The sequence below is a fragment of the Klebsiella sp. KP20-425-1 genome (assembly GCF_025813515.1).
Classification (GTDB): Bacteria; Pseudomonadota; Gammaproteobacteria; order Enterobacterales; family Enterobacteriaceae; genus Klebsiella; species Klebsiella pneumoniae.
The window spans coordinates 1,531,952-1,558,692 of the sequence record NZ_CP109614.1 but is presented as its reverse complement, the minus strand read 5'-3'; the positions used below and the strand labels follow the sequence as shown (position 1 = coordinate 1,558,692).

Below are 26,741 nucleotides of genomic sequence, written 5' to 3'. Positions count from 1 at the left end.
TCAGTTAACTTGCCAGAATCTGCGCCAGACAGGCAATCACCGCCGCCGGGTTGTCCCGGTGCGCGTTGTGTCCGGCATGGTGAATAAGATGGAGATCCGCCGCGAGCGTCTGCGCGATGGCGCGAAACTTCGCGTCGCGCTCGCCGCACAGGTAGTGAAAAGGAAAATCGCGCGCCTGCAGAGACGCGCGCAGATCGGCCTGCGCGGCAAGGGAGGTTGCCTGCAGCATCGCCGCCAGCGTCGCGCCGTTGTTCCGGCTGCGTAAGGCGACCAATGACTCACGCTGCGCGGCATTCAGCGAAGCGAAGACCGGCTGCTGATACCAGTCGGCAAAGACCTGCTCAAGCGGCTCGCGGCGAAAACGTTCCGCCCAGGCGCGGTCATTGCTGCGCCGCGCCTGCCGCGCCTCTGCATCCTGCAGGCCCGGATGGCCGCCTTCAACGATCAGCCCGCGCATGCCTGCGCGCGGCTGGCTGGCGAAGTTCATTGCCACCCGGCCGCCCAGCGAGTAGCCGATCAGCCAATACTTATGTATGTTGTAACTATTAAGCGTAGACTGCAGCAGAGTATTGACCCCGGCAAAGTCCTGCACCGCGATATCCGCGGAGCCGCCGTGCCCCGGCAGATCGAGGTACAGCCGCGGCCAGGCGGGAAAGGCGTCGCCCACTTTCCGCCACTCGTTGCGGTCGCCGGAAAAACCGTGCAGAAACACCAGCCAGGGATAGCCCGGCTGGCCGTTGTCGACAGCAGCGCTGAGGATCACAGGCGACTTACCTGCGCCAGCAGCTGCTGGAGGGTCTGCGCGCCGTCGGTCTCATTGACCGCCAGCTCAATCACCGTCGCCCCCGCCCTGCGCCAGGCGCCGGCCAGCGCCTCATCCAGCGACGGCCAGTCATCAGGGCGATGATAGGCCAGGCCGAACATCGCCGCCGCGTGGCTGAAATCCACGTCCTGCGGCATTAAATAGAACTGACGGCGTTCGTCCTGCGGCGTCGGCAGCATAGAAAAAATCTGCCCGCCGTTGTTATTCACCACGATCAGCACCAGCGGCGCCGACGCCTGGCGCAGCAGGGCCAGCGAGTTGAGATCGTAGAGCGCGGAGAGATCGCCAACGATGGCCAGCGTCGGTCGGGCGCTGGCGCGCTGCACGCCGGCCGCAGTGGCGATCAGGCCATCGATACCGCTGGCGCCGCGGTTGCTGTAGACCGGATACCCGGCCGGTAGCTGCGCCAGGGCGTCGATCAGGCGCACCACCAGGCTGTTGCCAACAAACAATTGGCCCTGCTCCGGCAGATAGCCCCGAATACGCTGCGCCAGCTGCGCTTCGCCAAAAGGCTCGTTGCTGGCGACCGCAGCCTGCCACGCCTGCCCGGCAAGCTGTGGGATCACCGTCGCCCACGGCTGGCGTTTCTCCGCCGGATGTAATTCGAGCCAGCGCTCAACGCTTGAGAGCAGACGGCGACCGCGGTGCTGCGCCGGGTCGAGGCGACCGGGCAGATTATCCACCAGCCAGTATTCATCCGGCTCGCAGGTCGCCTGCCACTGGAGCACGCGTTTGCCGGTCAGGCTGCTGCCGAGTTGCACGACGATCTGCGCCTGCGCCAGCTCGCTGACCGCTTTGCCGTTGCCCAGCCACAGGTCGGCGCACGGCAGCGGCTGCCCGGTCTGCGACAGGACATCGCCGATCAGCGGCCAGCCGAGGGTCTGCGCCCACTCAGCGACCTTTTTCCCTTCCGCGGCACTCATTCTGCCCGCCACGACGACGCCGCGTTTTTGTCGCCAGAAGAACCAGTCGCGCTGCTTCTCGCTCTCTAACTGCAGCGCCTGGCGCAGCCAGGGTTTGTCGCTCTGCCACCAGTTGCCGAGCTGCTGCTGCCACTCCACGCCGGTCTCATCCATATCACCATACAGCGGTTCAGCGAACGGACAGTTAATATGTACCCCGCCGGCGTGCAGCGCCCCCAGCGCCTGGTCGATGGTTGAGACCAGCCAGCGGGCAGGAATATCCTGCGAGGGACGCGGCAAAGAAATCGTCTGCGCAGGATGGGAGGCAAACATCCCCGGCTGGCGGATAGCCTGGTTCGCGCCGCAGTCGATCAGCTCCGGCGGACGGTCGGCGGTCAACAGGATCAGCTTTTCACCGGTGAGCCCTGCCTCAATCAGCGCCGGATAGAGGTTTGCGGTGGCGGTCCCGGAGGTGACTATCACCGCCACCGGCTGCCGGCTGGCCTTCGCCAGTCCGAGCGCCAGGTGGCCGAGGCCGCGTTCGTCGAAATGGGTATGATGGATAAAGGCGCGGTTTTCCGCCGCCGCCAGGGTTAAGGGTGTCGAGCGCGAGCCCGGCGCGATGCAGATATGCTGCACGCCATGGCGCGTTAAAGCTTCCAGGATCACCGCCGCCCAGCGTCGGTTAAATGCGCTTACTGACATGAAATTGTCCGGTATCAAATATTGATGCTAAGTATAGATAAGGCAAAGTGACGTCGTTTTGATATGCATCGTCATTCAAGCTTTATGGACACAGCAGCGAGCGCAGCCCGGCCGCTTTGTTGTCAATCTCCTGCCACTCCTGCTGTGCATCAGAGCCGCTGACGATCCCCGCCCCGGCATACAGCCGCAGGATGTCGTGGTCCACTTTCGCCGAACGCAGCGCCACGCAAAACTCGCTTTGCGCCAGTGACAGATACCCGGCGGACCCGGCGTACCATTCGCGGGAAAACGGTTCATGACGCTGAATGAACGCCAGCGCCGCCCGGCGCGGCAGGCCGGCCACCGCGGCGGTGGGCTGCAGCTGCAGCAGACAGCGGCTGTCGTCAGGCGCCGCCAGCTCGGTCCAGATGCAGCGTCGGAGATGCTGCACCTTACGCAGCCTCACCACCTGCGGCGGCAGGACGTCCAGCGTCGAGGCCTCACTCTGCAGGCGCTGGCAGATATCCTCTACCACCAGCATGTTTTCCCGCTGGTTTTTGTCGTCTTTCATCAACCAGTCGGCCAGTTGCTGCGCCTTCGCGTCTTCCTGATGGTTCGCGACGGTCCCCGCCAGCGCTTCGGTGCGCAGCAGCGCGCCGCGCCGGCGCCACAGCCGTTCCGGCGTGGAGCCGAAAAATGCCTGCCGGGCATTGAACGCCATCAGGAAATGAAAACAGTTAAGATTGCTGCGCCGGCTAGCCGCCATGATGCTCACGGCGTCCAGCGGGGCGGCAAACTGCAGGTCGGTTGCCCGCGCCAGCACTACTTTATCCATTTCACCGGCGCTGATCGCCTTAGCCGCCCGCGCAATCATTGCCTGCCATTGAGGATAGTCGGATGAGTGGCGCTCGCTCAGCAACGGCGGTATGGCGCCGGGAGTCGCCTGAGTGGTTGTCAGGCTGGCGAGAAACGCGCGGGCCGTCGCGGCATCCTCACGCAGGGAGATATCACTATGCAGCACCAGCCGCAGCACGGCCCTGCCGCCGCACCGGCGCCACTCCAGACGCGGCAGCGCCAGGCTGCCCTGCTGCGGTTCAAACGCATTCAGGCCGCAGATACGCAGATCCTGCCGGCCGGACTGGCGTAAAAAGCGGTTCGCCGCGTCGAGCGAGGTAAAGGTTTTTACCGCCCCCAGCGTCGCCAGTTCCTCATCGCCATTGCGCTGCTGCCAGTAAAACTGCGGCCATTGCGCCTGCTGGCCGCACCATAGTAGCGGATCGAAGGCATCATTCAGCGGAAAGGCAACATCGATAATTCGCGTGCCGGGCGAGTCTGGAAATGACTCGCCCAGGCCGTCTTGCAAACGGGCCAGCGCAGTGGAAACAGACAGCACGCAAACCTCCACGGTAGTAAAACCCCACATTATAAGGGGTTCGACGACGGAATAGCAGTACCCATGATGAGGGAGCGGGTTTTATCTTACCCGCTCGCCGGGCCAGAGCTGCGCGTGGACGAGGGTGCAGAGGAGTCAGACAGCGCGCTTTTCTCGCGCCATGCCAATGTGGGGGATGCCATCCTCATCATAGACCTCGGTCACCGGCGTAAAACCGAAGTGGGCGTAAAAGGATTGCAGGTGCGCCTGCGCCCCGAGGTAAATCGCCTTTTGCGGCCAGTGCTGCTGACAGCTGGCCAGCGCCTGCTCCATCAGCTGATAGCCGAGCTTCGCACCACGGGCGGCGGGGCTGACGATGACCCGGCCAATCACCACCGGCGCAAACTCCTCTTCGCTTTTGAGGATCCGCGCGTAGGCCACCAGTTCGCCATCGCGCCAGCCGAGCAGATGGCGATTTTCACCAACCAAATCATCGCCGTCGACATCCTGATAGACGCACTGCTGCTCTACGACAAAGACTTCACTGCGCAATTTCAGCAGCGCATACAGCTGGGGAACGGTGAGTTCACTATGGTGGAGATCCTGCCAGGTCATCATCTGCTGCTCCTTATTGATATACTGATACTTTGCGACTCGCCCTGAGGACACTGGACGATGGAATTAACTTTTTTGGGGACATCCGCCGGGGTGCCGACCCGCACGCGTAATATGACGTCGATAATACTCAATTTGCAACAGCCGACCCGCGCCGAAATGTGGTTGTTTGACTGCGGCGAAGGGACCCAGCATCAGTTTCTTCACACGCCCTACCATCCCGGCAAACTGAATAAGATTTTTATTACCCATCTGCACGGCGACCACCTGTTCGGCCTGCCCGGCCTGCTGTGCAGCCGCTCGATGCAGGGAAACTCCCTGCCCCTCACCCTCTACGGGCCAAAAGGACTCAAAGAGTTTGTTGAGACCGCGCTGCGCCTGAGCGGTTCGTGGACCGACTATCCGCTCACCATCATCGAAGTCGGCCCTGGTCTGGTGTTCGACGAAGAGGGCTATCGGGTCACCGCGTACCCGCTCAGTCATCCGGTGGAGTGCTACGGCTACCGCATCGAACAGCATGACAAGCCCGGAACGCTCGATGCCGCCCAACTGATTGCCGATGGCGTGCGTCCGGGGCCGCTGTTCCATAAGCTCAAGCTCGGCCAGCGCGTTGAACTGGAAGATGGCCGGGTCATCGACGGTAGCCGTTATCTGGGACCATCGACGCCGGGTAAAACGCTGGCCATCTTCGGCGATACCGCCCCCTGCCCGCAGGCGCTGGAGATGGCTCGCGGGGCGGATGTAATGGTCCACGAAACCACCCTTGAGCAGGCGATGGCGGAGAAAGCCAATAGCCGCGGCCACTCTTCCAGTCAGCAGACCGCGGCGCTTGCCAAAGAAGCGGGGGTCGGTACGCTGATCGCCACCCACTTTAGCTCGCGCTACGATGCCGAAGGCTGTCTGCGTATGCTGGCGGAATGCCGGGAGATTTTCCCTAACACGCTGCTGGCGGAAGACTTTATGGTCTACAAGATGGCGTAAAATCCGGGCATAAAAAAACCGCCATCCCGGCGGTTTTTTATTGAGTCAATCAACTTACATCAGCGGCGTCGCCAGCTGCACGATGCTAATCAGCGGCTGCGGCCAGATACCGAGCACCAGCACCAGCAGCGCGGAGATCAGCACCACGATACCGCCGGCGCTGTACTGCCAGTTTGACGGCGCATCGCGATTCAGCTGCTCCGGCGCGCTCAGATACAGGCTCACTGCCACGCGCAGGTAGTAGTAGAGACCGATCGCCGAGCCGACAACCACCGCGGCAACCAGCCACCACAGATGCGCATGCACACCGACGGCCAGCACGTAGAACTTACCGATAAAGCCGAGGGTCATCGGGATACCGGCCAGGGAGAGCATCATCACCGTCATCACAGCCGACAGGATCGGACGGTGCCAGAACAGGCCGCGGTAGGAGAACAGCGAGTCAGCATCCGGACCGCGGTACGGGCTGGACATCAGGCTGACCACGCCGAACGCGCCGAGGCTGCTGAACAGGTAACCGGCCAGGTAAACGCCCACGGCTTCCATCGACATTTCACCGCTCTGCAGGGCAATCAGCGCCACCAGCAGATAGCCGAGATGGGAGATAGAAGAGTAACCGAGCAGGCGCTTAATGTTGGTCTGGCTCAGCGCCATCAGGTTACCGAAGATGATAGAGGCGAAGGCGATCAGGCCCAGCACCACGCGTACCGCTTCGCTGTTGCCCACCGGCATGTACAGGAACAGACGCATCACTACGCCGAAGATAGCGATCTTGCTGGCGGTCGCCAGGAAGGTGGAGACCGGCGCAGGCGCCCCCTGGTAAACGTCCGGCGTCCACAGGTGGAACGGCACCAGCGACAGTTTAAAGCCAAGACCGACAATCATCAGGCCAAGACCCGCCAGCAGCAGCGGCTCGTGCAGCATGTTGTCCGCCAGGCTTTTGCCCAGCGCGAGGAAGGACAGGTTGCCGGAGTTCGCATACACCAGCGCCATACCGAACAGCAGGAAGGACGAAGCTGCCGCGGAGAGGATGGTGTATTTGATGCTCGCTTCCAGCGAACGCTTCTGGCGGAAGGCGTAACCAACCAGGCCGAACAGCGGCAGCGAAATCAGCTCAATACCGAGGAACAGCGCCGCCAGATGATTCGCACCGGCCAGCAGAATGCCGCCCAGGGCGGCGATCAGCACCAGCAGGTAGAACTCTTCTTTGTTGTCCTTGTAACCCTCAAGCCACGGGTAGGCGAAAGTACAGGTCGCGAGGCTCGCCAGCAGCACCAGACCGGTGTAAAGCATGGCGTAGCCGTCAACGCGGATCAGCGGCGTGACGTCCATCGCCCCGTTCTGGCCGACGAACCAGAGCGAGACCAGCGCGGCGTTAAGTCCAAGAACCGACAGCGTGGCATTGAGAAAATGATTGCGTCGCCACGCAATGGAGAGCATCACAACCACCACCGTCAAGCCGACGATCAGCAGCGGTAGCAGTGCGATCAGTTGTTGTGGAGTTATTGTCATGGCGAATTACGGCCTTGTAGTAGAAACAGAATTAACAAACCACTGCTGAATGTTGCTCATCGCAGCATGCGAGGTGTCGAGGATCGGCTGCGGGAAGAAGCCCAACAGCACCAGCAGCACCACCAGCAGCAGGATGATAGACAGTTCACGCAGGGACATCCCCGGCAACTCTTTCGCCGCCACTTCGCTCTTCACTTTACCGAAGTAAGCGCGATGTAACATCGACAGCGAGTAAACGGACGCGAATACCAGACCAAAGGTGGAGATGACGGTGATCGTCGGCACCACTTTATAGCTGCCGAACAGGATCATAAATTCGCCGACGAAGTTACCGGTGCCCGGCATCCCCAGAGTGGCGACCGCGAAGAACATCGACATCGCCGGCAGCCATTTAATTTTGCTCCACAAGCCGCCCATCTGGCGCATATCGCGGGTGTGCAGACGTTCGTACAGCTGGCCGCAGAGAATAAACAGACCCGCCGCGGACAGACCGTGAGCAATCATCTGGATCACCGCTCCCTGATAGGCCAGCTGGCTGCCGGTGTAGATAGCAATCAGCACGAAGCCCATGTGGGACACGGAGGTGTAGGCGATCAGGCGTTTAATATCGGTCTGGGCGAAGGCCATCCACGCGCCGTAGAAGATACCAATCACGCCCAGCCACATGGCGATGGGTGCAAACTCGGCGGAGGCATTCGGGAACAGCGGCAGCGCAAAGCGCAGCAGACCGTAGGCGGCGGTTTTCAGCAGGATCCCCGCGAGGTCGACAGAGCCGGCGGTCGGCGCCTGGGAGTGAGCGTCCGGCAGCCAGCCGTGCAGCGGCACCACCGGCATTTTCACCGCGAAGGCGATGAAGAAGCCGAGCATCAGCAGGTATTCCACGCCGTGAGACATCGGGGTTTTCAGCAGCTCTTCATAGTTGAAGGTCCACACGCCGGTGGCGTTGAAGTGGACGAAGGCCAGCGCCAGAATGGCAATCAGCATCACCAGACCGCTCGCCTGGGTATAGATGAAGAACTTGGTCGCCGCTGTGATACGCGTTTTACCGTCCGAGGCTTTGTGGCCCCACAGCGCGATCAGGAAGTACATCGGCACCAACATCATTTCCCAGAAGAAGAAGAACAGGAACATGTCGATGGCGAGGAACACGCCGATAACGCCGCCCAGGATCCACATCAGGTTGAGGTGGAAGAAGCCCTGGTATTTTTCGATTTCACGCCACGAACAGAGCACCGCCAGCACGCCGAGGAGACCGGTCAGCACCACCATCAGCAGCGACAGGCCGTCGATCGCCAGATGGATGCTAATGCCGAAGCGTGGGATCCACGGCAGCACGAATTCCGACTGCCATTGCGGAATACCCGCGGATTGCGTCAGAGAATAGCCGCCCTGCATCCACAGCTGCAGGCCAAGCACCAGCGTCAGTCCCATGGTAATCAGCGCAATCCAGCGCGGCACTTTCACGCCAAAGCGTTCGGTCTGCCAGCACAGGAAGCCGCCGATAAAGGGAATTAATATTAGCCAGGGTAGTAACATGGCGATTTTTATTCCTTGTTAAAGTCCCGTTCAGGACCGATTTTCAACGAATTCGACTACATTCACGTTTGAGTGCGGTTTGTTGTGTCGGGTGGCGCTTCGCTTACCCGACCTACGGTCTCGTAGGCCCGGTAAGCGAAGCGCCACCGGGCAAAACCGCGCGATCAAATCAACGCAATACCATCAGCAGCGCCAGCACCACCACCGCGCCGATGCTCATTGAAGCCACATACCAGCGCAGATAACCGTTCTCGCTCACCAGCAGGCCTTTGCCTGCGAAGCGGGAAAGGATCGCCGGGATATTCATCAACGAGTTCAGCGGATCGCGTTTCAGCAGCCAGGCAATACCAAGGAATGGTTTTACGAACACCTTGTCGTATAACCAGTCGAAGCCCCAGGCATGGAACCACCAGGTACCGAAGAAGCGGCCAGGCGCACTGTTGGCGATGGAGGTCACCAGCGTGCGTTTGCCCAGCCACAGCCATGCAGCGATCAGAATCCCGGCAATGGCGATGATCCCGGAGGCAATCTCCAGCGTCATCACGCTACCGTGGGCGAGCTCAGTGGTCTGCGGCAGTACGCCTTCCAGCGGCGGCACAATCAGCGCGCCAACGAAGGTGGATAGTACCAGCAGCACAATCAGCGGCAGATGATGGGTAATCCCCTTCCCTGCGTGCGCGTGAATTTGCTCTTTACCGTGGAATACGATGAAAATCATCCGGAAGGTGTACAGCGAGGTCATAAAGGCGCCGACCAGGCCTGCCACCATCAGATTGATATGGCCATTGGCCATCGCGCCTGCCAGAATCTCATCCTTACTGAAGAAGCCTGCGGTGATAAGCGGCAGTGCGGACAGCGCCGCGCCCCCCACCAGGAAGCAGACGTATACCAGCGGAATCGATTTGCGCAGGCCGCCCATCTTGAAGATGTTCTGTTCGTGATGGCAGGCCAGAATGACCGAACCAGACGACAGGAACAGCAGCGCTTTAAAGAACGCGTGAGTCATCAGGTGGAAAATCGCCGCGTCCCATGCCTGCACGCCCAGCGCGAGGAACATGTAGCCAATCTGGCTCATGGTAGAGTAGGCGAGAACGCGTTTGATATCGGTCTGCACCAGCGCGGCGAAGCCCGCCAACACCAGGGTGACCGCCCCGACGATACCGACCAGATGCAGCACTTCCGGCGTCATCAGGAACAGGCCGTGGGTACGGGCGATCAGATAGACGCCCGCGGTGACCATGGTCGCGGCGTGGATCAGCGCAGAGACCGGCGTCGGACCCGCCATCGCATCGGCAAGCCACGTTTGCAGCGGCAGCTGGGCGGATTTACCGACCGCGCCGCCAAGCAGCATCAGCGTCGCCCACTGCAGCGTGGTGCTGCCGTTAGCGAAGTGCTGCGGCGCCAGCTCCACCATTTCGCGGAAGTTCAGGGTGCCCAGTTCGTTATAAAGAATGAACAGCGCGAAGGCGAGGAACACGTCGCCGACGCGGGTCACCACAAACGCTTTCATCGCTGCGGCGCCGTTCTTCGGATCGGTGTAGTAGAAACCGATCAGCAGGTAAGAACAGAGGCCCACGCCTTCCCAACCGAGGTACATCAGCAGCAGGTTATCGGCCAGTACCAGAACCACCATGCTGGCGATAAACAGGTTGGTATAGGCGAAGAAGCGGGAATATCCCTCTTCACCGCGCATGTACCAGGAGGCGAACATGTGGATCAGGAAGCCGACGCCGGTAACTACGGAGAGCATGGTCAGCGACAGGCCGTCCAACACCAGGTTGAAGCCGATGTTGAAATCACCGACCGACATCCAGGTCCACAGCGGCACGCTGACCGCCTGTTTGCCGTTAGCGAAAAAGTCGACGCCAACGTACGCGGTGACCAGCGCCGCCAGGCCTACCGAGCCCATGCCAACGGCGGCGGAAAGATTTTCCGACCAGCGCCCGCGGGAGAAGGCCAGCAGCACAAAGCCAATCAATGGCAAAAGAATGGTTAAGGCAAGCATGTTCATCCACGCAACTCACTTACTGAATCGATGTTCAGGTTCTGGCGGCGACGATGGAGCTGCAGCAGCAGCGCCAGGCCGATACTCGCTTCCGCAGCCGCGAGGCTGATGGCGAGGATATACATTATCTGACCATCTGCCTGACCCCAGTAGCTACCCGCCACCACAAAGGCCAGCGCGGCGGCGTTAATCATGATTTCCAGGCTAATCAACATAAACAGCAGATTGCGGCGGATCACCAGCCCCGTCAGACCAAGCACAAACAGGATGGCCGCGAGGATCAGTCCATGTGTTAAGGGGATCATGCGTGTTCCTCCGTTTTTCGTTTGTCGCTGTCGTTCAGACGGTTGCTCAGCACCTCGCCGGCGCGCTCTTCGCGGCCAATGTGGAAGGCAACCACCAGGCCCGCCAGCAGCAGCATGGAGGCCAGCTCCACCGCCAGGACGTACGGCCCAAACAGCGCAATGCCCACTTCTTTGGCGTTAATCGCCGCACCGTCGATACCCTGGTCGTTAATGCCCAGGATGGCGTAAACGATAACCACCAGCAGCACCGCGGAGAGGATGGCCGGGCCAATCCAGATCCCCGGCTGCAGCCACTTGCGCTCCTGTTCGATCTCGGTGCCGCCCAGGTTGAGCATCATCACCACGAAGACGAACAGCACCATAATGGCCCCGGCGTAGACGATGATTTCCAGCGCTCCGGCGAAGTACGCGCCCAGCGAGAAGAACACCCCGGCAATCGCCAGCAGCGAAATAATCAGGTACAGCAGCGCATGCACCGGATTGGTGTGGGTGACGACCCGCAAGGTTGCGAGGATGGCTATCAGGCCACAGATATAAAAAGCGAATTCCATTGCCCCTCTCCTTACGGTAACAGGCTCTTGACGTCGATTGGCTTAGCTTCATTTTCCGCTTCGCCCTTATCTTTGCCGTCGATTGCCATACCCGCCATCCGGTAGAAGTTATATTCCGGGTATTTGCCCGGACCGGAAATCAGCAGATCCTCTTTTTCGTACACCAGATCCTGACGCTTGTATTCACCCAGCTCGAAGTCCGGGGTCAACTGGATCGCCGTGGTCGGGCACGCTTCTTCGCACAGGCCGCAGAAGATGCAGCGTGAGAAGTTGATGCGGAAGAACTCCGGATACCAGCGGCCGTCTACCGTCTCTGCTTTCTGCAGCGAGATACAGCCCACCGGGCAGGCTACCGCACACAGGTTACAGGCGACGCAGCGCTCTGCACCGTCCGGATCGCGGGTCAGCACGATGCGGCCGCGATAGCGCGGCGGCAGGTAGACCGGCTCTTCCGGATACATCCGGGTTTCACGTTTGGCGAAGGCATGCAGGCCAATCATCCAGATACTACGGACCTGGGTGCCGAACCCCACCAATAATTCTTTTAAGGTCATGTTCAATTCACCCCTTATTGCGCCTGCCAGAGAATGACAGCCGCCGTTACCAACAAGTTGACCAGCGTTAACGGCAGGCATACCTTCCAGCCAAAGGACATTACCTGGTCATAGCGCGGACGCGGTAATGATGCGCGGATCAAAATGAACATCATCATGAAGAACGCGGTTTTCAGCGCGAACCAGATGAAAGGAGGTAACCACGGGCCATTCCAGCCGCCGAAGAACAGCGTGACGATCAGCGCTGAAACGGTGACGATACCGATGTATTCCCCGACGAAGAACAGACCGAATTTCATGCCGGAATATTCAATGTGGTAACCATCGGCCAGTTCCTGCTCCGCTTCCGGCTGGTCGAACGGGTGACGGTGACACACCGCCACGCCGGCGATGGCGAAAGTCACGAAGCCGAAGAACTGCGGGATAACGTTCCACAGATGCGCCTGGTTGTTAACGATATCGGTCATATTGAATGACCCCGCCTGCGCCACCACGCCCATCAGGGAGAGACCGAGAAACACTTCGTAGCTCAGGGTCTGCGCGGAAGCACGCATCGCCCCCAGCAGCGAGTATTTGTTATTGCTCGACCAACCGGCGAATAGCACCGCGTAGACCGCCAGGCCTGCCATCATCAGGAAGAAGAGGATGCCGATGTTCAGGTCGGCCACCACCCACGTCGGGCTAACCGGCACGATAGCGAAGGCCAGCAGCAGCGAGGTAAAGGCGATAACCGGCGCCAGAGTAAAGATCACGCGATCGGAGAAGCGCGGGATCCAGTCCTCTTTAAAGAACATCTTGATCATGTCGGCGACCAGCTGCAGCGAACCGCCCCAGCCGACGCGGTTAGGTCCGTAGCGGTTCTGGAACAAGCCGAGCAGACGACGCTCGCCGAAGCTCATGAACGCGCCGCAGGTGACAACCACCAGCAGAATGACCACGGCCTTCAGGATGCTTAACAGAATGTCGATAAGATCCGGCGTTAACCAGCTCATGCTTTCGCCTCCTGCAGTGAATCAATACGCGATCCGGTCAGCACCGGCGCAATGCCCGGCATGCCCATCGGTAAGCCAACCTGTCCCGCGGTCAGGCCTTCAGAGATAACCAGCGGCAGACGCAGGGTCTGGCCTTCCACGCTAAAGGAGAGCATTGCGCCTGGGTTGACGCCAAGCTTCGCGGCATCCGCCGGGTTCAGCTTGATGTACGGCTCAGGCATCCGGCTCTGGAACACCGGCGCGCGCTGAGACAGCTCATCGCTGCCGAACAGATGGTAGTACGGCGCAATTCGCCATTTGCCCTCTTCCGCCTGGAAGCTGGCCGGCACCGCCGTGAAGTACTCCAGTCCGCTGGCGGACGCTTCAAACAGACGAACGCCCGGATCGCCGTGGCGCAGTTTCCCGCCCACTTCATCCTGGAACTTGTTCCATGCCTGCGGGGAGTTCCAGCCCGGCGCCCAGGCGAACGGGATCTGCGAACGCGGGGCGGACGGCTGGTTGTTCCCTTCCATGGAGAAGGCGAACATCGTGTCTTTATCCTGCGGCTGACGCGGCTCGTGCACGCTGATGTTAGCGCGCATCGCCGTGCGGCCGCTGTAGCGGTGCGGTTCACGCGCCAGCTTCTGGCCGCGAATGCGGAAGGTCGCATCCGGCGCGGCGTCTTTAATGCCCGCCAGCTGCGGCAGCGCGGCAATCGCCGCATCAATGACGTGGTCCAGCTGAGTCCAGTCAACCTGACGGTTGTTGACGGTGCTGTGCAGCGAATGCAGCCAGCGCCAGCTTTCCAGCATTACGGTTTTCGCGTCGTAGTAAGCCGGATCGTAAACCTGGAAGAAACGCTGGGCGCGACCTTCGTTGTTCACCACGGTACCGTCGCTTTCCGCAAAGCTTGCCGCGGAGAGCACCAGGTGCGCTTTGTCCATAATCGCGGTGCGCTGATGATCCACCACCATCACCAGCGGCGCTTTCGCCAGCGCAGCGTCAACGCGCGCGGCGGAAGCATGACGGTGAAGGTCGTTTTCCAGCACGATAACCGCGTCTGCGGCGCCGCTTTCCAGTTCGTCCAGCGCCTCTTCAAGCGAGCCGCCGCCGATCATGCCCAGTCCGACGCTGTTAACCGCCCGGGCGACCATGGTCACCCCGACATCGGCGCCGCGGCCTTTCAGAGCTTTCGCCACGTTAGCGGCGGCCTGGATGATCTCCATGCTGCCGGCGTTGGTCCCGGAGATGATCAGCGGTTTTTTCGCCCCGGCCAGCGCCTGAACGATAACGTCGACTTTACCCTGCAGGTCCTGGCTCAGGCCGTCAACCGCCGGCGCGCTGTCGTCCAGCGCATGGGCAATAGCAAAGCCGAGACGCGCCTGATCTTCTACCGGCGCGCGGTAGGTCCACGCCGCGATGTCATCCAGGCGGGTGTCATCGACGTTGGTGACGAATAGCGGGTGCTTGGCGCGCTGGCCGATGTTGAGGATCGCGGCGATCTGCCAGTCGGCCACTTTCTGCGCCGCCGCCATTTCGCGTGCTTTCCCTTTCACTGCCTGGCGTACCGCCAGGGCCACGCGCGCGCCGGTCTGGGTAATGTCTTCGCCCAGCACCAGTACCGCATCGTAGGATTCGATATCGCGCAGGCTTGGCGTGTGGATCCCGCCCTCGCGCAGCACTTTCAGCATCATCTGCAGGCGCGCTTGTTCGCCTTTGGCGATGCCGGTATAGAAGTTGTCGGCGCCCACCAGCTCGCGCAGCGCGAAGTTGCTTTCAATGCTGGCGCGCGGGGAGCCGATGCCGATCACTTTCTTCGACTGGCGCAGGATATCCGCCGCCCCCTGCATCGCCTGCTCGGCGTTAAGGGTGATCAGATCGTCGCCGCGGCGCTGCACCGGCTGACGCGGACGGTCTTTCAGGTTCACGTAGCCATAGCCGAAACGACCGCGGTCGCAGAGGAAGTAGCGGTTCACGGTACCGTTATAGCGGTTTTCGATACGACGCAACTCGCCATAGCGTTCGCCCGGGCTGATGTTACAGCCGATGGAACACTGCTGGCAGATGCTCGGCGCAAACTGCATGTCCCACTTACGGTTATAGCGCTCGGAGTGGGTTTTGTCGGTGAAAACGCCGGTCGGGCAGACTTCCACCAGGTTGCCGGAGAACTCGCTCTCCAGGGTGCCATCTTCCGGGCGGCCGAAGTAGACGTTGTCGTGCGCGCCATAGACGCCCAGATCGGTGCCGTCGGCATAATCTTTGTAGTAGCGCACGCAGCGGTAGCAGGCGATGCAGCGGTTCATTTCGTGCGAAATAAACGGCCCCAGATCCTGATTGCGGTGGGTACGCTTGGTGAAACGATAGCGGCGGAAGCTATGACCGGTCATCACCGTCATATCCTGCAGGTGGCAGTTGCCGCCCTCTTCGCAGACCGGGCAGTCGTGCGGGTGGTTAGTCATCAACCACTCCACCACGCTTTCGCGGAACTGCTTCGCTTCGCTGTCGTCGATAGAAATAAAGGTGCCGTCGGATGCCGGAGTCATACAGGACATCACCAGGCGACCACGCGTGTCTTCCGCGTTCTGATATTGCTTCACCGCACACTGGCGGCAAGCACCGACGCTCCCTAGCGCCGGGTGCCAGCAAAAGTAGGGAATATCAAGACCAAGAGAGAGACAAGCCTCTAGCAGGTTGTCCGCCCCGTTGACCTCGTATTCTTTGCCGTCTACATGAATCGTAGCCATTTGCGTGCTTCCAAAAATAAAAAACCTTTAGATTACCAGCGCGTCTTAAGCAGGTTCGGCTGAATCCCGTTGATTGCATGGGTATTGCTGAACTGCTGCTTAATGCCAGCCTCGAATTCTTCGCGGAAATATTTAATCGCGCTCTGTAGCGGCTCGACCGCGCCCGGCGCGTGCGCGCAGAAGGTTTTACCCGGGCCCAGGAATCGACACAGTTGCTCAAGGGTTTCGATATCGCCAGGCTGGCCTTCGCCGCGCTCCAGGGCGCGCAGGATCTTCACGCTCCACGGCAGACCATCGCGGCACGGCGTACACCAGCCGCAGGACTCGCGGGCAAAGAACTCTTCAAGGTTGCGCACCAGCGAGACCATGTTGATCTCGTGGTCAACGGCCATCGCCAGCGAGGTGCCCAGACGGCTGCCCGCTTTACCAATGCTTTCGAATTCCATCGGCAGATCGAGGTGCGCTTCGGTGAGGAAGTCGGTCCCTGCTCCGCCCGGTTGCCAGGCTTTAAACTTCAGGCCATCGCGCATACCGCCGGCGTAATCTTCGAGGATCTCGCGGGCAGTGGTGCCGAACGGCAGCTCCCAGACGCCCGGATTCTTCACCCGGCCGGAGAAGCCCATCAGCTTGGTGCCAGCATCTTTGCTGGTGGAAATGTTCTGGTACCACTCGACGCCGTTGGCGAGGATCGCTGGCACGTTGCACAGGGTTTCTACGTTGTTGACGCAGGTCGGCTTGCCCCAGACGCCGGAGCTCGCCGGGAACGGCGGCTTGGATCGCGGGTTGGCGCGGCGGCCTTCCAGAGAGTTGATCAGCGCCGTCTCTTCGCCGCAGATATAGCGCCCTGCCCCGGTGTGCACGAACAGCTCGAAGTCAAACCCGGTGCCGAGGATGTTTTTCCCCAACAGACCCGCTTCGGTGGCTTCAGCAATCGCGCGACGCAGATGCTGGGCCGCTTCAATATATTCCCCGCGCAGGAAGATGTAGCCGCGGTACGCTTTCAGCGCAAACGCGGAGATCAGCATGCCTTCCACCAGCAGGTGCGGCAGCTGCTCCATCAGCAGGCGGTCTTTATAGGTGCCCGGCTCCATTTCATCGGCGTTACACAGCAGGTAACGGATGTTCATGGATTCGTCTTTCGGCATCAGGCTCCACTTCAGACCAGTGGAGAAGCCCGCGCCGCCGCGCCCTTTCAGGCCAGCGTCTTTTACCGCCGTGACAATCTCATCCGGGGCCATCCCGGTCAGGGCTTTACGCGCCCCTTCATAGCCATTTTTACTGCGATACTCGTCCAGCCACACCGGCTGCTTGTCGTCGCGCAGGCGCCAGGTGAGCGGATGCGTTTCCGCAGTACGAATTACGGTTTTCATTTGTACTGCTCCAGCAGGTCAGGAATTGCCTCCGGCGTCAGATGGCTGTGAGTATCCTCATCAATCATCATGGTCGGTCCCTTGTCGCAGTTACCCAGGCAGCAGGTCGGCAGCAGGGTAAAGCGGCCATCAAAGGTGGTCTGCCCCGGCTTGATATTCAGTTTCTTCTCAATGGCGGCCTGAATACCCTGATAGCCGGTGATGTGGCATACCACGCTGTCGCAGTAGCGGATCACGTGACGGCCAACCGGCTGGCGGAAAATCTGGCTGTAGAACGTCGCCACGCCTTCCACGTCGCTGGCCGGGATCCCCAGCACATCGGCGATGGCGTAGATCGCGCCATCCGGCACCCAGCCGCGCTGTTTCTGAACGATTTTCAGCGCTTCGATGGACGCCGCACGCGGGTCTTCGTAGTGGTGCTTCTCGTGCTCAATAGCCTCACGCTCTGCCGCACTCAGCTCAAAAGCCTCGGTTTGTGGTTGTTGATTCTCGTGCATAATTAGCGGTCCACGTCTGACATAACAAAATCGATACTACCCAGATAGACGATCAGGTCGGATACCAGGCTGCCGCGGATCGCCGACGGGATCTGCTGCAGGTGCGCAAAGCTCGGCGTACGGACGCGGGTGCGGTAGCTCATGGTGCTGCCGTCGCTGGTCAGGTAGTAACTGTTGATCCCTTTGGTCGCCTCAATCATCTGGAAAGATTCGTTGGCCGGCATCACCGGGCCCCATGATACCTGCAGGAAGTGGGTGATCAGGGTTTCGATATGCTGCAGCGTGCGCTCTTTCGGCGGCGGCGTGGTCAGCGGGTGATCCGCTTTGAACGGGCCTTCCGGCATGTTATCGAGGCACTGCTGAAGAATGCGCAGACTCTGGCGCAGCTCTTCTACTTTCAGCATCACGCGGGTGTAGCAGTCTGAGACGCCCCCCCCGGTCGGTACTTCGAAGTCGAAGTTTTCATAGCCAGAGTAAGGACGCCATTTACGCACGTCGAAGTCGATACCGGTGGCGCGCAGGCCTGCGCCGGTGGTGCCCCACTCCAGCGCCTCTTTGGCGGTATAGGCTGCCACGCCGACGGAACGGCCTTTCAGAATGGTGTTGCGCAGGGCGGCCTTCTCATAGGAGTCCAGACGCTTCGGCATCCACTCGAGGAACTCACGCAGCAGGCGATCCCAGCCACGCGGCAGATCGTGCGCGACGCCGCCGATGCGGAACCACGCCGGGTGCATACGGAACCCGGTAATCGCTTCCACCAGATCGTAAATTTTCTGCCGATCGGTAAAGGCGAAGAAGACCGGCGTCATCGCGCCGACGTCCTGAATAAAGGTCGAGATATACAGCAGGTGGCTGTTGATGCGGAACAGCTCGGAGAGCATCACGCGGATCACGTTCACGCGATCCGGTACGGTGATCCCAGCCAGTTTTTCCACCGCCAGCACGTACGGCATCTCGTTGACGCAGCCGCCGAGATATTCAATACGGTCGGTATACGGGATGTAGCTGTGCCAGGACTGACGCTCGCCCATCTTCTCGGCGCCGCGGTGGTGATAACCGATATCCGGTACGCAGTCGACGATCTCTTCGCCGTCCAGTTGCAGAATAATGCGGAACGCACCATGCGCCGATGGGTGGTTCGGACCGAGGTTGAGGAACATGAAGTCCTCGTTGTCGGTGCCGCGCTTCATGCCCCACTCTTCCGGTTTAAAGGTCAGCGCCTCCATCTCCAGATCCTGTTTGGCTTTGGTCAGCTCAAACGGGTCGAACTCGGTGGCACGCGCCGGATAATCTTTACGCAGCGGGTGACCTTCCCAGGTCGGCGGCATCATGATGCGACGCAGGTTCGGGTGACCATCGAAGGTAATGCCAAACATTTCCCAGGTTTCACGCTCATACCAGTTGGCGTTGGGGAACAGTTTGGTGAAGGTCGGCAGATGCAGATCGTTTTCCGACAGCGCCACCTTGAGCATGATGTCGCGGTTGCGATCGATAGAGATCAGGTGATAGAAAACGGAAAAATCCGCGGCGGGCAGGCCATCGCGGTGCGTGCGCAGACGTTCGTCCATGCCGTGCAGGTCAAACAGCATCACGTAAGGCTTCGGCAATTTCTTCAGGAAATCACCCACCTCCAGCAGCTGTTCACGCTTCACCCATACCACCGGTACGCCGGTACGGGTTGGCTGAACGGTAAAGGCATCCGGCCCAAAGCGGTTGCGCAGTTCGCCAATCACCGGGTCATCAAGGTGATCGCGGGTTTGCCAGGCTGGTGCGGCGTCATGCGCGGTTAAATCGGTCATATTGTTCACCATTGCAAAAGGTCCGTGGTGACTGCCGGCGAGACTTCGCGCTGTTGTAGATTGATTTGCGAAGTGGTTCTCCCGCCCGCAGGCGCAAATTAAATCTCGTCCGGCGTCCGCAGATTGGTCACTGCAATACGTTCGCCGCGTTTACGCTCGCGTTCCGACTGCATATTGGCGCGATAAACGCCCTGATCGCCAACCACCCATGAGAGCGGACGACGTTCTTTACCAATGGACTCCTGCAGCAGCATCAGCGCCTGCATATAGGCCTCCGGACGCGGCGGGCAGCCCGGGATGTACACATCGACCGGAATGAATTTATCCACGCCCTGGACGACGGAATAGATGTCGTACATCCCGCCTGAGTTGGCGCAGGCGCCCATGGAGATCACCCACTTCGGCTCCAGCATCTGATCGTAGAGACGCTGAATAACCGGCGCCATTTTGGTAAAGCAGGTTCCCGCGACCACCATCAGGTCCGCCTGACGCGGAGAGGCGCGCAGAACTTCTGCCCCAAAACGCGCAACGTCATGCACCGCAGTGAATGACGTCACCATTTCCACATAACAGCAAGAAAGGCCGAAGTTGTACGGCCAAATTGAGTTCTTACGGCCCCAGTTCACCATGTCATGCAGCGCGTGTTCGAGTTTCCCCATATACACGCTTTTATTGACTTCCTGCTCCAGAGGATCGGTAACGATCTCCTGTTTCTGCAGGGGGTAACGGTCGTTCTCACCGTTAGGATCTATGCGGGTGAGCGTATAATCCATCTTATTGCCTCGCTTTTACTGCATATGACGGTTAGTGGGACTGTCTGTTTCCGGGTTAACCAGCGTGCGACGGGAACGCGCAGGCGTCCAGTCCAGTGCGCCGATGCGAACGAGATAAACCAGACCAGCCAGTAGCACTAAAATGAAAATTGCGGCTTCCACAAAGCCGACCCAGCCGCTCTCGCGGATAGAGGTCGACCATGCGTAGAGATACAGGGCTTCCACGTCGAAGATAACGAAGAACATGGCAACCAGATAAAACTTCGCAGAAAGACGTAAGCGGGCCGAACCGACGGAGTCGATCCCCGATTCAAACGGCGTGTTTTTACTACGCGCGCGCGCGCGACCGCCAAGGTACCAGCCGCCGACGAGCATGAGGCAGCACAGGCCGATAGCGATGATGAGAAATATAGCGAATGCCCAATGATGAGCGATGACTTCAGTGGATGTTGACATACGCATTGCTTAACCAAAAAAGTGTAGCGCCAAAACCCTCTGCTCTTACTGGCAGATGAACGCCACAGCGTTTCACGGGAGGAATAAAAAATAACCGTGCAAAAAAGCGTCCCTGGTCGATGTGAGAAGCCCAGATGCCGTGGCTTTTTACCCCTTTCTTTAACCTTTTGTCAACTTTAACAAAAGTTTTCATAACATTAATTTACATTGGAATCTTTTCATTAACATTAAATGCCCTTTTCTGCGAAATAACCTTGCATACTGTTCGGTTTTAGTGTTGTTGAATCGTGTCCGTTTCCGTCGTAAATCAAAAATCCCTTCTATTTTGACAGGATTTAGCCTCGATTCCTCCCCCCAAAGAGGGGTATTTTCTTGATCTGCGACACGGTTTTGTTAATTACCCCAGGAAATCGGCAACAATCCATCCGGTTTTTTAACATTAGCAGGAAGTGTTGAAAGTGCAGGGAAAAGTCGACAAGCTGGGCGCCTTGTCACGCCAATACGCTGATTTTTCTGCAAAGAAATACAAAAAAGATTCAAAACATCAATAAGAGTGCAAAAAAAAGAGCCGCCAGGCGGGAAACCAACTCCTGAGGCTCTTTTTGGGCACTTACATTCTGTTACCAGTTTTTGTGATCTTTGTTAGCAAGAATACCCTTACAAAACCAAGGTATTCCCTCCCTCTTCCGGAGTAAGTGCTGTGCCCGTTTCCCAGGGATGGATCTCCTGGCTCAGAGACTGAAAAATCGCCTGCGGCAGTTCGCTCACCGTCCGCGGATTGCAGCTGACGACGTACCGGGTGTCCGGCAACGCCGGTAACCCCTCACTGATGCCAGCCACGCGTAGATCCGGGCTCATCATTTCGACCGGGCGCGCCGTCACGCCCAGCCCGGCCTTCACCGCCGCTTTCACGCCCGATAGCGAGGAAGCTCCGTGGGCCAGATGCCAACTGACGCGAGCAGTTTCCAGCGCGGCGATAATATCCTGGCGGAATGGGCTTGGCTCTTCGAGCAGGATCAGGGGGATAGATTCCCCCCTCGCCAGCACATATTCCGCTGCACAATACCAGAGAGTAGGTGATGTTCTCAGGGTAAAAGAGGTAAAGCCGGGAGGCTGATGGGTGGTCAACGCCAGATCGACCAGCCCCTCGGCCAACATCTCCATGATGGCGGCATGGGGGTGAACTTTGATCTCCAACGTCATTCTGGGATAGAAACAGCCGATGCGGTTTAACAAAAACGGCAGGATGGTGTCAGCCGTTTCTTCTGACGCACCGATGCTCAGAGCCCCCTGCAGGCTGCCATACATCAGCGACATACAGGCTTCATCGTTAAAACGGAGAATTTTGCGGGCATAGCCCAGCAGCTGGATCCCCTGCTCGGTCAGCAGCTTATTGCGGCCGTGGCGGGCGAAAAGCTCTTTGCCCACCAGCTGTTCCAGGCGTTGCATTTGCTGACTGACCGCGGACTGAGTACGACACACTGCGGCGGCGGCGGCGGCAAAAGTGTTCAAATCAGCGACCGCGACAAAGGTACGCAGCAGATCGAGATCGAGGTTGAGTATGGGACGTGTTGTATTAATCATCTTTCTTCACTTACAGGTGGCTAACGCTGACCTGCCTTGTTGATGCTTTACGCCAGGTTTCCGGCTATTCCCTGAGCCTCGTGCTCACCGTCTGACGGCGGATAAACAACTGGACGAACGTTATTACATGCCAAAGTACTCGTCTGGGCAAATGCGCAGAACTGCGGAGTAATATATTGTTCGTATTTCTCATTATTATTTATTACCACGACCAGCCAGGCGCCATACGTCGCCGCGGGAACCCGGTCAGTGATGCTGAGAAAATCGCTCTTCTGGCGTAACTTCCCGGCAGAAAAGGAACAATAAAACCCTGTAATAACAATATATTAATTCTCAATGCAACCGCAGTTCTTGGCGGTTAACACGGATATTAACGGTGATATTCTAACCTATCCCCCTCCTTTTTATAAGCCTTAATAAGGATTAACTGAGACAATTTTAAATTTTTTTCAACATTTTATATTAATTAACAAACCTCAGATTATTACCCGCTAAAAATAATAATAATGTGGTCGCACGCTGTTTTTTATTAAAATTATTTAACATCAAAATTACAAGCCAATCGCGCTTGTATGCAGGATAGCGTTTTTTAGCGACTCCCCCTTCTCCCTCCCATATTACCGGGCAAACAAACGAGATAAATGATGGCAAAATCGCTATTAAATCTATATTTAAGACCAAAAAATCGACATAAAAAGGCATAAGCTACAGACCAAATCCGCAATCGGTAGATAAATCAATTGCACTTAAAATCCGGCGTTAGCAAAATCTTCTCCTGCAAAGCCTTCAAAACAGCGGGGAGGGGGAGTACATTGTTCCGTGCTGACTTCCACGGCAGGGAGTGGCGATAACAGCTAAAAGGTCAAGATTCATGTCCCCCATCGAAAAATCCAGCAAGTTAGAGAACGTCTGTTATGACATCCGCGGCCCGGTTCTGAAAGAAGCCAAACGTCTTGAAGAAGAAGGCAATAAGGTTCTGAAACTGAACATCGGCAACCCGGCGCCATTCGGCTTCGAGGCCCCTGACGAGATCCTCGTCGACGTCATCCGCAATTTGCCTACCGCCCAGGGTTACTGCGATTCGAAAGGATTGTACTCGGCGCGTAAAGCTATCATGCAGCATTACCAGGCCCGGGGTATGCGCGATGTCACGGTGGAAGACATCTATATCGGCAACGGCGTGTCCGAACTGATTGTGCAGGCGATGCAGGCGCTGTTAAACAGCGGCGATGAGATGCTGGTTCCCGCCCCGGACTACCCGCTGTGGACGGCGGCGGTGTCGCTTTCCAGCGGCAAAGCGGTGCACTATCTGTGTGACGAATCCTCTGACTGGTTCCCGGATCTGGACGACATCCGCGCAAAAATCACACCGCGCACCCGCGGGATCGTGATCATTAACCCTAACAACCCCACCGGCGCGGTCTATTCCAAAGAATTGCTGCAAGAGATCGTGGAGATCGCTCGTCAGCATAATCTGATCATTTTCGCCGATGAAATTTACGACAAGATCCTCTACGACGAAGCCCAGCATCACTCTATTGCCGCCCTGGCGCCGGACCTGCTGACGGTGACCTTTAACGGATTGTCGAAAACCTATCGCGTTGCCGGCTTCCGTCAGGGCTGGATGGTGCTGAATGGCCCGAAAAAACACGCGAAGGGCTATATCGAAGGGCTGGAGATGCTGGCTTCAATGCGTCTGTGCGCCAACGTGCCGGCCCAGCATGCTATCCAGACGGCGCTGGGCGGCTATCAGAGCATCAGCGAATTCATCATCCCCGGCGGACGCCTGTATGAACAACGCAACCGCGCCTGGGAGCTTATCAACGATATTCCGGGCGTCTCCTGCGTGAAGCCAAAAGGCGCGCTGTATATGTTCCCGAAAATCGACGCCAAACGCTTCAATATTCATGACGACCAGAAAATGGTGCTCGACTTCCTGCTGCAGGAGAAAGTCCTGCTGGTGCAAGGCACCGCCTTTAACTGGCCGTGGCCGGATCACGTACGCATCGTGACCCTGCCGCGCGAAGACGACCTGGAGATGGCTATCTCCCGCTTTGGCCGCTTCCTCTCCGGCTACCATCAGCTTTAATCGCGCCGCCGCCGGCATTTGCATCCGGCGGCGATCCCTGCGCACAATGGAACCCGATGTTGTCACTGATTAAGGGTCCCTATGAGTCAGAGTCATTTCTTTGCCCACCTCTCCCGCCTGAAACTGATTAACCGCTGGCCGCTGATGCGCAACGTGCGCACCGAAAATGTCTCCGAACACAGCCTGCAGGTGGCGATGGTCGCCCACGCGCTGGCGGCGATTAAAAACCGCAAATTTGGCGGCCAGGTCAACGCCGAACGTATCGCCCTGCTGGCGATGTACCATGACGCCTCCGAAGTATTAACTGGCGACCTCCCTACCCCGGTGAAATATTTCAATTCGCAGATTGCCCAGGAATATAAGGCGATTGAGAAAATTGCTCAGCAAAAGCTGGTGGATATGGTCCCTGACGAGCTGCGCGATATTTTCGAGCCGCTGATTGATGAGCATCACTACAGTGAGGAAGAGCAGTCGATCGTTAAACAGGCTGACGCCCTCTGCGCTTACCTGAAGTGCCTCGAAGAGCTGTCTGCAGGCAATAACGAATTTCTGCTGGCCAAAGGTCGGCTGGAAAAGACCCTGGCATCGCGGCGCAGCGCGGAGATGGATTACTTTATGCAAGTGTTCGTCCCAAGCTTCCAGCTGTCGCTGGACGAAATTAGCCAGGATTCGCCGCTGTAAGGTTCTGGCCGGGCGGCGGTTGTGCTCTACCCGGCCAGAATATCTTAAAACGGAAACAGTACCGGGATCAGCAGGACGCAGACCACCATCACCAGTATGGTAAAGGGCACGCCTATTTTGACAAAATCGCTAAATGAGTACTTGCCAGGGCCAAGCACCAGGGTGTTAACCGGCGAGGAGACCGGGGTCATAAACGCCGCCGAAGCCGCCATCGCCACCACCATGGCAAAAGGATAGGGAGAGACGCCCATTGACTTCGCCGCCGCTAAGGCAATAGGCGCCATCAGCACCGCCGTGGCGGTGTTTGAGATAAACAGCCCAATCGCCGCGCACATCATGAACAGGCAGCCGAGCATCAGATAAGGCCCCTCGCCTCCGGCGACATCCATCAGTCCCTTCACCACCAGATCCACCCCGCCGGTTTTTTGCAGCGCCAGGGCAAACGGCATCATCCCAACAATCAAAATAATGCTCGGCCAGTGGATCGCCTTGTAGGCGCTCTCGGCATTGATGCAGCGGAATTTGCCCATCAGCAGACAGGCGATAATCGCGGCAATCGGGTTGGGAATTTCATCGGTGAGCATCAGGGCTACCATCAGCACCAGGCAGAAAATCGCATGCGGAGCCTGGCTGTGGGCGGGCGAAGCGTCATCGACCTCAACCGGCATATTGAGCACCACGAAATCCCGGCCGCGCTTCGCCAGCAGGGCAATTTGCCGCCAGTTGCCGACCACCAGCAGGATATCGCCGAGCTGCAGCGGCTCGTCGACCACCGAACCATCCATCGCTTTGCCATCGCGCTTCATGCCGACGATATTGAGACCAAACCGGGTGCGGAAGGCTATCTCACGCACCGTTTTGCCAATCATCTCTGAATCCGGGATCAGCGCCACCTCCGCCATCCCCACATCCAGCGCCTGATCGGCAAAATACTCGCCGCGCAATACCATCGGCTCAAGCATTTGCTCGCCGCAGAACTGGCGTAAATCGACATCGGAGGCGGACATATCGATCAGCAGGACGTCGCGGGCGCGAAATTCCGATACCCCGTTGACGTTGACAATTACCCGGCGGAACCGCCGCCAGCGTTCAACGCCGATCACGTTGGCGCAGTAGCGCTCACGCAGCTTTAAATCATCCAGCCGCTGACCGATCATCGGCGAACCCGGGCGGATGGCCAGCCGGCGAGCGCGGCCGGTGAGGTGATACTCGCGGATCAAATCGCGGAAGGTGCTTCTTTTTCGCCCATCGCGTGCGGAGTCGCCATTATCCGTCTTCAGCATAAAGCGCACCGCCAGCATATAGACGATGCCCAGGATCAGCACCACCAGGCCAATCGGCGTGACGCTGAAAAAGCTGAAGCCGTGCAGTCCCTCGCGCAGCAATTCACTGTTGACCACCAGGTTGGGCGGCGTCGCCACCAGGGTCATCATCCCGCTGATAAGCCCGGCGAAGCTCAGCGGCATCATCAGCCGCGATGGCGAGGTATTCATCCGCGCCGAGACGCTAAGTACCACCGGGATGAAAATGGCGACCACCCCGGTGGAGCTCATAAACGCGCCCAGACCGGCGACGGTGAGCATCAGGTAGATCAGCATTTTGGTTTCGCTGTTCCCCGCCACGCTCACCAGCCATGCCCCCATTTTGGTGGCGACTCCGGTGCGCACCAGGCCATCGCCGATAATAAACAGGGCGGCAATCAGGATCACGTTAGGATCGCTGAATCCGGAAAAAGCTTCATTTAACGTCAGCGTTCCGCTGAGGACAAAGGCGACAATGACCATCAGGGCGATAGCATCCATGCGCACCTTGCCGGTAGCAAACAGCACAACCGCGATGGCCAGGAGGGATAAAACCCAAATCAATTCACCGTTCACAACGTTTCCTTGTCACAAGTGGGAGTCGACATAGTGGCATAAAAAAGCCCCGACGACGCG

Annotated in this window: 22 protein-coding genes; 3 read left to right on the top strand and 19 right to left on the bottom strand. The window is 58.6% G+C overall.

Annotated elements, in window-relative coordinates; translation table 11 throughout:
* Positions 1-4: 4 nt before the first annotated feature.
* The 4 genes from menH to OHJ17_RS07685 all read right to left on the bottom strand — a co-directional run bounded on the left by menH (position 5) and on the right by OHJ17_RS07685 (position 4,399).
* Positions 5-763: a 2-succinyl-6-hydroxy-2,4-cyclohexadiene-1-carboxylate synthase gene (menH, locus tag OHJ17_RS07700; protein WP_023287864.1), complete on the bottom strand. Its 759-nt coding sequence runs from the start codon at positions 761-763 to the stop codon at positions 5-7.
* Positions 760-2,430 (bottom strand): 2-succinyl-5-enolpyruvyl-6-hydroxy-3-cyclohexene-1-carboxylic-acid synthase, encoded by a 1,671-nt coding sequence (gene menD / locus OHJ17_RS07695; RefSeq protein WP_002913103.1) that lies wholly within the window; start codon positions 2,428-2,430, stop codon positions 760-762. The genes menH and menD overlap by 4 nt, the downstream gene beginning before the upstream one ends.
* Positions 2,431-2,512: 82 nt before the next feature.
* Positions 2,513-3,802 carry an isochorismate synthase MenF gene (gene menF, locus OHJ17_RS07690; protein WP_023287865.1) on the bottom strand — a complete coding sequence of 430 codons (1,290 nt, stop codon included), beginning with the start codon at positions 3,800-3,802 and terminating at the stop codon, positions 2,513-2,515.
* A gap of 135 nt (positions 3,803-3,937) precedes the next feature.
* On the bottom strand, positions 3,938-4,399 hold the full coding sequence (locus OHJ17_RS07685) for a GNAT family N-acetyltransferase (RefSeq protein ID WP_004184987.1): 462 nt from the start codon (positions 4,397-4,399) through the stop codon (positions 3,938-3,940).
* 57 nt (positions 4,400-4,456) lie between these two features.
* Here OHJ17_RS07685 and rnz point away from each other — a divergent pair, with 57 nt between their 5' ends.
* Positions 4,457-5,377 carry a ribonuclease Z gene (rnz, locus tag OHJ17_RS07680; RefSeq protein WP_023287866.1) on the top strand — a complete coding sequence of 307 codons (921 nt, stop codon included), beginning with the start codon at positions 4,457-4,459 and terminating at the stop codon, positions 5,375-5,377.
* A gap of 54 nt (positions 5,378-5,431) precedes the next feature.
* On the opposite strand, the gene nuoN is transcribed toward rnz, so the two are convergent.
* From nuoN to OHJ17_RS07610, 14 genes are all read right to left on the bottom strand, one after another.
* Positions 5,432-6,889: an NADH-quinone oxidoreductase subunit NuoN gene (gene nuoN, locus OHJ17_RS07675; protein WP_004151107.1), complete on the bottom strand. Its 1,458-nt coding sequence runs from the start codon at positions 6,887-6,889 to the stop codon at positions 5,432-5,434.
* Positions 6,890-6,895: 6 nt separating this feature from the next.
* Complete coding sequence (nuoM, locus tag OHJ17_RS07670) at positions 6,896-8,425, bottom strand: NADH-quinone oxidoreductase subunit M (protein WP_023287867.1); 1,530 nt, start codon at positions 8,423-8,425, stop codon at positions 6,896-6,898.
* A 169-nt stretch (positions 8,426-8,594) separates the two neighbouring features.
* A complete protein-coding gene (gene nuoL, locus OHJ17_RS07665; RefSeq protein ID WP_004151106.1) occupies positions 8,595-10,436 on the bottom strand; it encodes an NADH-quinone oxidoreductase subunit L in 1,842 nt (613 codons plus the stop codon).
* Positions 10,433-10,735: an NADH-quinone oxidoreductase subunit NuoK gene (gene nuoK, locus OHJ17_RS07660; protein WP_002913148.1), complete on the bottom strand. Its 303-nt coding sequence runs from the start codon at positions 10,733-10,735 to the stop codon at positions 10,433-10,435. The genes nuoL and nuoK overlap by 4 nt, the downstream gene beginning before the upstream one ends.
* The gene (nuoJ, locus tag OHJ17_RS07655; RefSeq protein ID WP_002913150.1) at positions 10,732-11,286 is read right to left on the bottom strand and encodes an NADH-quinone oxidoreductase subunit J; all 555 of its coding nucleotides are present in this window, start codon (positions 11,284-11,286) and stop codon (positions 10,732-10,734) included. Before nuoJ ends, nuoK begins: the two co-directional genes overlap by 4 nt.
* 11 nt (positions 11,287-11,297) lie before the next feature.
* Entirely contained in the window at positions 11,298-11,840 is a 543-nt protein-coding gene (gene nuoI / locus OHJ17_RS07650; RefSeq protein ID WP_002913152.1) for an NADH-quinone oxidoreductase subunit NuoI, read from the bottom strand.
* A gap of 14 nt (positions 11,841-11,854) precedes the next feature.
* Complete coding sequence (gene nuoH / locus OHJ17_RS07645) at positions 11,855-12,832, bottom strand: NADH-quinone oxidoreductase subunit NuoH (RefSeq protein ID WP_002913156.1); 978 nt, start codon at positions 12,830-12,832, stop codon at positions 11,855-11,857.
* Entirely contained in the window at positions 12,829-15,555 is a 2,727-nt protein-coding gene (gene nuoG, locus OHJ17_RS07640; RefSeq protein WP_004149179.1) for an NADH-quinone oxidoreductase subunit NuoG, read from the bottom strand. The genes nuoH and nuoG overlap by 4 nt, the downstream gene beginning before the upstream one ends.
* A gap of 32 nt (positions 15,556-15,587) precedes the next feature.
* Positions 15,588-16,925: an NADH-quinone oxidoreductase subunit NuoF gene (gene nuoF / locus OHJ17_RS07635; RefSeq protein WP_002913158.1), complete on the bottom strand. Its 1,338-nt coding sequence runs from the start codon at positions 16,923-16,925 to the stop codon at positions 15,588-15,590.
* Positions 16,922-17,422, bottom strand: a complete 501-nt coding sequence (gene nuoE / locus OHJ17_RS07630; RefSeq protein WP_002913160.1) for an NADH-quinone oxidoreductase subunit NuoE — start codon at positions 17,420-17,422, stop codon at positions 16,922-16,924. The genes nuoF and nuoE overlap by 4 nt, the downstream gene beginning before the upstream one ends.
* Positions 17,423-17,424: 2 nt before the next feature.
* On the bottom strand, positions 17,425-19,233 hold the full coding sequence (gene nuoC / locus OHJ17_RS07625) for an NADH-quinone oxidoreductase subunit C/D (RefSeq protein ID WP_002913162.1): 1,809 nt from the start codon (positions 19,231-19,233) through the stop codon (positions 17,425-17,427).
* Between the two features lie 86 nt (positions 19,234-19,319).
* Positions 19,320-19,994, bottom strand: coding sequence for an NADH-quinone oxidoreductase subunit NuoB (gene nuoB / locus OHJ17_RS07620; RefSeq protein WP_002913178.1), 675 nt, complete (start codon positions 19,992-19,994; stop codon positions 19,320-19,322).
* Positions 19,995-20,009: 15 nt separating this feature from the next.
* On the bottom strand, positions 20,010-20,456 hold the full coding sequence (nuoA, locus tag OHJ17_RS07615; protein ID WP_002913181.1) for an NADH-quinone oxidoreductase subunit NuoA: 447 nt from the start codon (positions 20,454-20,456) through the stop codon (positions 20,010-20,012).
* Between the two features lie 651 nt (positions 20,457-21,107).
* The gene (locus tag OHJ17_RS07610) at positions 21,108-22,034 is read right to left on the bottom strand and encodes a LysR family transcriptional regulator (protein ID WP_023287868.1); all 927 of its coding nucleotides are present in this window, start codon (positions 22,032-22,034) and stop codon (positions 21,108-21,110) included.
* An 871-nt stretch (positions 22,035-22,905) separates the two neighbouring features.
* On the opposite strand from OHJ17_RS07610, the gene alaA reads away from it, so the two are divergent.
* A complete protein-coding gene (gene alaA, locus OHJ17_RS07605) occupies positions 22,906-24,123 on the top strand; it encodes an alanine transaminase AlaA (protein WP_002913185.1) in 1,218 nt (405 codons plus the stop codon).
* An 81-nt stretch (positions 24,124-24,204) separates the two neighbouring features.
* Positions 24,205-24,804, top strand: coding sequence for a 5'-deoxynucleotidase (gene yfbR / locus OHJ17_RS07600; protein ID WP_002913188.1), 600 nt, complete (start codon positions 24,205-24,207; stop codon positions 24,802-24,804).
* 44 nt (positions 24,805-24,848) lie between these two features.
* On the opposite strand, the gene OHJ17_RS07595 is transcribed toward yfbR, so the two are convergent.
* The gene (locus OHJ17_RS07595; protein WP_004149189.1) at positions 24,849-26,681 is read right to left on the bottom strand and encodes an SLC13 family permease; all 1,833 of its coding nucleotides are present in this window, start codon (positions 26,679-26,681) and stop codon (positions 24,849-24,851) included.
* Positions 26,682-26,741: the final 60 nt, after the last annotated feature.